Genomic DNA, 8,250 nt, shown 5'->3' on the forward strand with positions numbered 1-8,250 from the left:
GACGGCTTCCCCCTCCTTGTCATTGCCGGGCTTGACCCGGCAATCCAGAGGGTGTCGACAATCCCTGGATGCCCGGGTCGAGCCCGGGCATGACAGCTTCGGGAATGGGCCTCAGTCATGGTGTCTCGCATGCCGCCCCTGGTCGGCCGCCGCGGTGTCCTCATCGGGGGCGCGATGCTGGCCGCGCCCGCCGTCCTCCGCGCCCAGGACCTGCCGCGGGTCCGCGTCGGCACGCTGCAGTTCGGCACGGTGAACTGGGAGCTGGCGGTGATCGGCGACGGGCTCGACCGCCGCCACGGCTTCGTGCTCGAGCCGCTGGTGCTGGCCGACAAGGACGCGACCGCCGTCGCCTTCCAGTCCGGCGCGGTCGACCTGATCGTCACCGACTGGATCTGGGTGGCGCGGCAGCGCCAGGCCGGGCGCGACGTCACCTTCGTGCCGTTCTCGCTGACCGTCGGCGCGCTGATGGCCGACCCCAAGACCGGCATCCGCACCATCCGGCACCTGCCCGGCAAGCGCCTCGGCGTCGCCGGCGGCGAGGACGACAAGAGCTGGGTGCTGATCCAGGCCTATGCCCGCAAGGCCGGCATCGACCTGCCGCGCGCCGCCACCGTCAACTTCGCCGCGCCGCCGCTCCTGAACCAGCTGGCGCTGCGCGGCGATCTCGACGCCGTGCTGAACTTCTGGCAGTTCGCCGCCCGCCTGGCCGCGAAGGGCTTCCGGCCGGTGGTGGAGATCGCGCAGATCCTGCCGGAGCTCGGGATCGACCGGCCGCCGCCGCTGCTCGGCTGGGTGTTCCGCGATGGCTGGGCTTCACAGAATCCCGACCTGGCGCGCGGTTTCCTCGACGCCTCCTTCGCCGCCAAGGCCGCGATGAAGACGGACGACGCGCTGTGGCAGCGGCTGAGGCCCGAGATGCAGGCCGAGGACGACGCCGTCTTCGCCGCCCTGCGCGACGGCTACCGCGCCGGCATCCCGGCGCCGCCGAGCCCGGCGGACGAGATGGCGGCGGCCGCCGCCCTGCGCCTGATGGCCGGCATCACCCCGGCCGCGGTCGGCGGGCTGACGGCGCTGCCGCCCGGCACCTTCTGGCCCGGCCATGGCGGTTGACGCCTCGCCGGCCGCCGCGACGGCATCGGGCCTGCGGCGCTGGCGCTGGCTGCTCTCCCTCGCGATCCTGGCGGCGATCTGGCAGTTCGCCGCCCTCTTGGCCGACAGCGCCGTGCTGCCGCCGCCGGCCGAGGTCGCGGCCTCCGCCTGGCAGCACATGGTCGCGGGCGATCTCCCCTACAACGTCGCCATCACTCTGGCGCGGGTGCTGGCCGCCTTCGCCGCCGCCATGCTGCTCGGCACCGCCATCGGCATCGCCCTCGGCCGCAGCCGGCTACTGGACGAGCTGTTCGACGGCTGGCTGGTGATCGCGCTGAACATGCCGGCGCTGGTCACCATCGTGCTCTGCTACGTCTGGTTCGGGCTGAACGAATGGGCGGCGGTGATCGCGGTCGCGGTCAACAAGGCGCCGCTGGTGGTGGCGATCACCCGCGAGGGCGCCCGCGCGCTCGACCGGCCGCTGATGGAGATGGCGCAGCTGTTCGACGTGCCGCGCGGCCGGGTGCTGCGCCGGATCGTGCTGCCGCAGCTGGCGCCCAGCCTGATGGCCGCCGCCCGCTCCGGCCTCGCCCTGACCTGGAAGATCGTGCTGGTGGTCGAGCTCCTCGGCCGGCCGGACGGTGTCGGCTTCCAGATCCGCAGCTTCTTCAACTTCTTCGACATTGCCGGGATCCTCGCCTACACGCTGGTGTTCATCGCCGTGATCCTGGCGATCGAGGCCTTCCTGCTGCAGCCGCTGGACCGCGCCGCCGGCCGCTGGCGGTCGCCGTGATCGGCCTGGCGCTGCAGGGCATCCGCCGGCGCTTCGCCGCCCCGGTGCCGCGCGACGTGCTGGACGGCGTCGACCTGTCGATCGGGGCCGGCGAGTTTGTGGCCCTGGTCGGCCCCTCCGGCCGCGGCAAGACCACGCTGCTGCGCATCATCGGCGGCCTCGATTCCGGCTATCAGGGCCGGATCGACTGGCCGGACGGGCCGCCGCGCCGCCGCGCCGCGGTGTTCCAGGACCCGCGGCTGGTGCCCTGGCTCGGCCTGCTCGACAACCTGCTCCTGGTCGCCGGCCGCGCCGCCGAGCCCGAGGCCCGCGCGCTGCTGGCGGCGGTCGAGCTGGAAGGCCGCGAGGATGCCTGGCCCGGCCAGCTCTCCGGCGGCATGCAGCGCCGCGCTGCGCTGGCCCGGGCGCTCTTGGTCGAGCCCGACCTGCTGCTGCTGGACGAGCCGCTGGTGTCGCTCGACCACGCTCTGGCCGGCCGGATGCGCGCGCTGCTGGCGGAGTACTGGTGCCGGCACCGGCCAACCGTGCTGCTGGTCACCCATGACCTGCGCGAGGCGGTGACCCTGGCCGACCGGGTGGTGGTGCTGGCCGAGGGCGCCGGCCGGGTGTCGCTGCAGCGGGGCATCGAGCTGCCGCATCCGCGCGACCCCGCCGATCCGCGGATCGATGCCATCGTCGATGCCCTGCTGCGCTTCGACCCCGGCCTGGCCGTGCCGGCGGGGGAGGGTGAGCCGGCGGATAGCGCCTGACTGCATTTTCGCCGGATCTTGTGATAGTGTTCCATCCTATTCAGCAGGATCGGAGGTGCAGTTGCGCACCACCCAGCAGTTCAGCGTCACCCTTCCGAACGAAATGGCGGACATGGTCCGGGCCAAGGTCGCCTCGGGCGAATACGCCAGCGAGAGCGAGGTGATCCGCGATGGCCTACGCGCCCTGCAGGCCCGCGATCAGGCACTCGAAAAATGGCTGCGCACCGAAGTCGTGGCCGCCTATGACGAGATGAAGGCCGACCCCTCGAAAGGGTTCAGCTCGGAAGAGGTGTTGGAAGCGCTGAAGGCGGCGACGAAGCGCCAGACCAAGGCCGGCTAGGGAAGTGGCGTATCGAGTGATCTTCGCGCCGCAGGCGAAGGCGCAACTGCTGGCGCTGCATCAACGCATTTCCGAGGCCGCATCGCCTGCGGTTGCAGAGCGCTACACGACGGCCATCGTCCAATATTGCCGGTCGCTCTCGACCTTCCCGGAGCGCGGCACGCGGCGCGACGACCTCCGACCGGGACTCAGGCTCCTTGGGTTCCGGCGCCGCGTGACGATCGGCCTGACACTCAACGATAGGGTGGTGACCATCCTCGGCGTGTTCTATGGCGGCCAGGACGTCGAGGCAGCCTTGCAGGCCGAAGAGCCCTGAGATCACTTCACCGGCAGCGGCGCGTTCGGCAGGGTGGGGCGGCCGCCGGCGGTCCAGTCCCGCACGCCGCCGGGGAACCAGTGCACGGCGGTGTAGCCCTCGGCCACCGCGCGCCTGGCGGCGTTCCAGGACATCCAGCATTCGGCGTCGCAGTAGAACACCAGCGGCCGGGCGTGGTCGCCCAAGGTCAGCGCCGCCAGGGCGTCGTGGAAGTATGCCTCCATCTCGGCCGACAGGGCGCCGTAGCCGGTGTTGGCCAGCCAGATGCTGCCCGGGATGTCGCGCCGCTCCGGCGGCCGCCACAGCGTCCCCGGCGGCAGCTTGTCCGGCCGCGGCGGCTGCGGCAGCACGTCGATCACCACCACCGGGCCGCCGCGGATCAGCGCCTCCACCGCCGCGGCGTCGACCACCGTGGCGCCCTGCAGCGTCGCCGGCACCGGCGCGCGGTAGTTATCCATGCGGTAGCCGTCGGGCTCCGCCGGCTGCGCCAAAGCCGGGCCGGCGACCAGGCAGGCCGCCAGCACGGCGAGGCGGAGCAGGGGGTGGAACATGCCGGCCTCAGAGCCCGTTCGAGAATGCCAGTAGCATTGTCGGACGGGCTCTCAGAGCATGGGTTGACCGCGCGCATCCAGCATCGGCACGCCGTACTCCTTCAGGATCGCGGTGATGGCGTCCTGGTTGTCCCGGATCAGCCCGTTGATCCGGTTCTTCCAGTCGGCCTCGCCCGGCCGCACGCCCATGGTGATGTAGAAGTCGAGCCGCGTGTCCTTCGACTCGCTCACCAGCGGTTCCACCACCAGCGCGTCGCCATGCTGCTTGGCGAAATAGCCGCCGATCGGTCCCCACAGCACGGCGACGTCGATCTGCTTGCCCGCCAGGTCGTCGATCATCTGCTTGCCGGGGGCGTCGTAGCGGCTGTCGACATAGAGCGGATAGGGCCGGGCCTGCGCCATCAGCCCGTCGCGCGCCGCCAGGTTGGCGGGCGGCGTGCCGGCGGTGATGCCGAGGCGCAGCGTCTTCAGCCGCGGGTCGGCCAGGCCGGCCAGGTCGTCGAGCTTGTCCTCACGCCGCGTCACCAACACATAGCCGGAGCGGTAATAGGGATTGCTGTTCTGCACCAGGTCGGCCCCGGCGACGATGCCCATCACCAGGTCGCAGCGCCGGGCGCGCAGCGTCATGCGCAGGAAGCCGGTCGAGTTCGGGTACCAGGTGTAGCGCACCAGCACGCCCAGCTTCTCGGCCAGCAGCTCGGCGATCCGGTTCTCGAAGCCCTCGCCCTTGTCGTCGGAGAAGGGCAGGTTGGCGGGGTCGGCGCAGACCCTCAGCGCCGAACGGTCGATCGCCTCCGGCCGCGGCGGCTCGGCCCGGCCGGGCCCGGACAGCAGGACGGCGCCGGCCAAGAGGGCCAGCGCCGCGATGCGCCGTGTGAAGAGGGGCATGACGGGCGCCCTAGCCGGGCGTTCCCATGCAGGAGGATTCCGCGTCGGCATAGTCCTTGGACTTCTTCTCGAACTTGGCCGGCCGGCCGCGCCCCACGGCACCGTCGGACCGGGCCTTGAGATAGGCGTAGATGTCGTTGATGTAGCACATGACATTCGGATCGGTGCCCAGCGCCGGCATCTTCTTGTCGCTGGCCGTGTTCACCGTCTCCTTGCCGTTCACCACCGTGTCCATGAACTGGTCGAAGGACAGCGTCTTCAGCGAATCGACCAGGCTGGGGGCGAAGCTGCTGCCCTCGCCATCCGGCCCGTGGCAGACGTAGCAGATGCCGTTGTAGCGGCGGAAGCCGTTGTAGACCGGCCACTCGACCGTGCCGTCCGCCGCGATCTTGTAGGGCTTCTCCTCCCCCTCTGCCGGCGCCGCGGGCGCATTGGCCGCGGGCTGCTGCCCCGCCGGGTCGCTGCTCTTGTCCTGGGCGAAGCCCGCGGCGGCGAAGCCGCCGATCGCGATCAGGCCGCCGGTCAGGAGGGCGGTGCGGAACAGGAAGGCACGGAAAGGCATCCTCGATCCTCTCGGATGGTATGGCATGTCGGCGTGGCAGGGGCCGGAGAAAGAGGAGGCGGGCCGAAGCCCGCCTCCGAGGCACAGGGAGGCTTCAGTCGGGAAGGGCGAAGACGGTCAGCGTCCCGCCCAGCTGGGTGTATTGCGACAGCGACTGATAGGCACCGACCGCCCCGAGGCCTTCCTGCGGATTGGTCAGCCCGGCCGCCATGCCGATGCCGGCCCAGCCGCCGACGCCGGAGAGCACGGCAACGTACTGCTTGCCCTTGCTGGTGAAGGTGTTGACGTTGCCGATGATGCCGGAGGGGGTCTTGAACTTGTACAGCTCCTTGCCGGTCTTGGCGTCGACCGCCTTCAGATAGCCCTCCAGCGTGCCATAGAAGACGACGCCGCCGGCGGTGGCCAGCGCGCCGCTCCACACCGAGAACGGTTCCGGGATCGACCAGACGATCTTGCCCTTCTCCGCATCCCAGGCGATGAAGTTGCCGAGATGGTCGCCGCCCGGCGCCGGATACATGCTCAGCGTCGCGCCGACATAGGGCTGGCCGGCGGTGTAGGCCACCTTGTACGGCTCGTAATCCATGCAGACATGGTTCGTCGGCACGTAGAACAGGCCGGTCTCCGGCGAGAAGGCCGCCGGCTGCTGGTCCTTCGACCCCAGCGCCGCCGGGCAGATGCCCTGCGAGTTGACGTCCTCGCCATTGGCCTCGGTCGAGAACTTCTTGTCGCGCTCCGGCAGGCCGGTCTTCAGGTCGATCTTGCTGGCCCAGTTGACCGCTGGATCGTATTTCTCGGCCACCAGCAGCTCGCCGGTGACGCGGTCCATCGTATAGCCGAAGCCGTTGCGGTCGAAATGGACCAGCAGCTTGCGGTCCTTCCCGCCGAACTTCTGGTCGGTCAGGATCATCTCGTTGACGCCGTCATAGTCCCATTCGTCATGGGGCGTCATCTGATAGACCCATTTCGCCATGCCGGTGTCGGCGTCGCGGGCGAAGATGGTCATCGACCATTTGTTGTCGCCGGGCCGCTGCACCGGGTTCCAGGTGCTGGGATTGCCGGTGCCGTAATAGATCAGGTTGGTCTCCGGATCGTAGGAGATCCAGCCCCAGGTGGTGCCGCCGCCGATCTTCCACTGGTCGCCCTGCCAGGTGGAGATGCCGGAATCCTTGCCCACCGGCTTGCCCAGCGCGGTGGTCTTCTCCGGGTCCATCAGCGTGTCGGCGTCGGGGCCCATCGAATGGGCCTGCCAGGCCAGCTTGCCGGTCTTCGTGTCGTAGGCCGAGATATGGCCGCGGACGCCGAACTCGCCGCCGGAATTGCCGATCAGCACCTTGTCCTTGACCACCAGCGGGGCCGAGGTGCCGGTCTCGCCCTTGGTCGGGTCGCCGTCCTTGACGCTCCACGCCACCTTGCCGGTCTTGGCGTCCAGCGCCACCAGCGTGGTGTCGGCCTGGTGCAGGAAGATCAGCCCGTCGCCATAGGCGACGCCGCGGTTGACGGTGTCGCAGCACATCACCGGGATGACGTTCGGGTCCTGCTTCGGTTCGTATTTCCAGACGATCTTGCCGTTGTCGGCGAGGTCCAGGGCGTAGACCGTGTTCGGGAACGGCGCATGGATGTACATCATGTCGCCGAGCACCAGCGGCCCGCCTTCATGGCCGCGCAGCACGCCGGTCGAGAAGGTCCAGGCGGGTTGCAGGTTCTTGACGTTCTCGGTGGTGATCTGCTTCAGCGCACTGTAACGGGTGTTGGCATAGTCACCCGCCGGCTGGGTCCACTGGTTGGGATCCTTCTGCAGCTTCAGCAGCTCGTCATTGGCCGACGCAATCGTCGGCACAGCCGCCAGCGCGAGCACAAGCGCCAAGGCGGTCCCGGAAACGCGCAGCAATCTGGGCATTCGCTATCCTCCCATTGATCGCGATGCGGGACCCGCGGCGATGCCGTCGGCATGCCGGAGGTCCGCCTCGACGGTCGTTCACGCCATCGGGCCCGGTCGTCATGGCCTCGTCTCCGGGCCGGTTGGTGCTTCATTCGGAAGACGACCGCCATCACTTTGCGAAGACATCCAAATCCCAGTCAATTGCAAACACACAAAATCGTATTGTTCTTTGGTAGGAAATCGGAATTTCGCAACTGCGAACAAAATACTTGAATTATACCAAGGTACAATCTCCAAATATTGATTCCGCAGTCTGGCCGGCGGTGCGGAGAACGGTCGGGGCGTGGCTGGCGGCGCGGCAGTGAAAACAGGGCCTCGACCGGGTTTTTGCGGCGCGAAAGAAAGCGGCGGCCGTGCTTGTTCGAGAACGAAGGCAATACTTCCGCGATGCCGGCCCAATCATGTCGCGGCGCCGCTCACGGCATGGGCTGGCCGGGCCGGCAGGGCGGGATCAGCGGATGAGGCCCGAGGCGGGCGAGGCGGATCGAGAACTCGCGCATGGTCGGCGCGGTGTCGCGCAGCCAGCGGTACTGCACGTCATAGGCCTCGCGCTCGCGCTCGACCCAGGCGTCGCAATCGGCCGCCGCCGCCCCGCCCGCGGTGGCGCGCTGCAGGAAATGGGTCAGTTCGTGTACCAGGATGCTGGTGTCGGCTGGGTCGACGCCGATGCGCAGCGAGTCGTCGAGCGCGATGGCGCCGTTCGGCTCGGCATAGCCCATCACGGCGCAGGGATGGTCGCAGGCCATCGCCTCCAGCGCCGCATGCGGCACCATCATCACGACCGGCGGATCGCCCGGCACGGCATAGCCGGTATAGCCGGAGACGGCGGTCAGCAGGCTCGCCACCAGCGCCGCGGGGACCGCGCCGGTCATGGGGCGCCGCCTCCGCCTTTGGCCAGGGAAGTCCAGGCCGCAAATATTGAGTCCCCCCTCCCCTCGCGGGAGGGGGGTAGGGGGAGGGGGTTTTCTCCGCCAGAGCCGGCGATCGATTGCGTGAGGCCAGTCAGTCGGCTGAGGCCGATCC

Annotated in this window: 10 protein-coding genes; 5 read left to right on the top strand and 5 right to left on the bottom strand. The window is 69.3% G+C overall.

The features are described from left to right. The first annotated feature begins 174 nt into the window (after positions 1-174). Genes ACFW16_RS35580 through ACFW16_RS35600 form a run of 5 tightly spaced genes read left to right on the top strand, consistent with a single transcriptional unit; the run spans position 175 to position 3,287 of the window. A complete protein-coding gene (locus ACFW16_RS35580) occupies positions 175-1,110 on the top strand; it encodes an ABC transporter substrate-binding protein (RefSeq protein ID WP_380313841.1) in 936 nt (311 codons plus the stop codon). After that, positions 1,100-1,882, top strand: a complete 783-nt coding sequence (locus tag ACFW16_RS35585; protein WP_380313842.1) for an ABC transporter permease — start codon at positions 1,100-1,102, stop codon at positions 1,880-1,882. Before ACFW16_RS35580 ends, ACFW16_RS35585 begins: the two co-directional genes overlap by 11 nt. Continuing rightward, a complete protein-coding gene (locus tag ACFW16_RS35590; protein WP_380313843.1) occupies positions 1,879-2,631 on the top strand; it encodes an ABC transporter ATP-binding protein in 753 nt (250 codons plus the stop codon). The genes ACFW16_RS35585 and ACFW16_RS35590 overlap by 4 nt, the downstream gene beginning before the upstream one ends. A 55-nt stretch (positions 2,632-2,686) precedes the next feature. Beyond that, complete coding sequence (locus tag ACFW16_RS35595; RefSeq protein ID WP_380313844.1) at positions 2,687-2,971, top strand: type II toxin-antitoxin system ParD family antitoxin; 285 nt, start codon at positions 2,687-2,689, stop codon at positions 2,969-2,971. 16 nt (positions 2,972-2,987) lie between these two features. Continuing rightward, positions 2,988-3,287, top strand: a complete 300-nt coding sequence (locus ACFW16_RS35600) for a type II toxin-antitoxin system RelE/ParE family toxin (protein ID WP_380313845.1) — start codon at positions 2,988-2,990, stop codon at positions 3,285-3,287. A 2-nt stretch (positions 3,288-3,289) separates the two neighbouring features. Here the strand turns inward: ACFW16_RS35600 and ACFW16_RS35605 are convergent, their stop codons facing one another. The 5 genes from ACFW16_RS35605 to ACFW16_RS35625 all read right to left on the bottom strand — a co-directional run bounded on the left by ACFW16_RS35605 (position 3,290) and on the right by ACFW16_RS35625 (position 8,099). Further along, the gene (locus tag ACFW16_RS35605; protein WP_380313846.1) at positions 3,290-3,838 is read right to left on the bottom strand and encodes a PQQ-dependent catabolism-associated CXXCW motif protein; all 549 of its coding nucleotides are present in this window, start codon (positions 3,836-3,838) and stop codon (positions 3,290-3,292) included. Between the two features lie 51 nt (positions 3,839-3,889). Continuing rightward, positions 3,890-4,726, bottom strand: coding sequence for a substrate-binding domain-containing protein (locus ACFW16_RS35610; RefSeq protein ID WP_380313847.1), 837 nt, complete (start codon positions 4,724-4,726; stop codon positions 3,890-3,892). Between the two features lie 10 nt (positions 4,727-4,736). Next, the gene (locus ACFW16_RS35615; RefSeq protein ID WP_380313848.1) at positions 4,737-5,288 is read right to left on the bottom strand and encodes a c-type cytochrome, methanol metabolism-related; all 552 of its coding nucleotides are present in this window, start codon (positions 5,286-5,288) and stop codon (positions 4,737-4,739) included. Between the two features lie 94 nt (positions 5,289-5,382). Further along, positions 5,383-7,185: a methanol/ethanol family PQQ-dependent dehydrogenase gene (locus tag ACFW16_RS35620; protein ID WP_380313849.1), complete on the bottom strand. Its 1,803-nt coding sequence runs from the start codon at positions 7,183-7,185 to the stop codon at positions 5,383-5,385. A gap of 458 nt (positions 7,186-7,643) precedes the next feature. Beyond that, positions 7,644-8,099, bottom strand: coding sequence for a hypothetical protein (locus ACFW16_RS35625; RefSeq protein WP_380313850.1), 456 nt, complete (start codon positions 8,097-8,099; stop codon positions 7,644-7,646). Between the last annotated feature and the right edge of the window lie 151 nt (positions 8,100-8,250).

This window comes from Inquilinus sp. NPDC058860, assembly GCF_042743185.1.
Classification (GTDB): domain Bacteria; phylum Pseudomonadota; class Alphaproteobacteria; order DSM-16000; family Inquilinaceae; genus Inquilinus.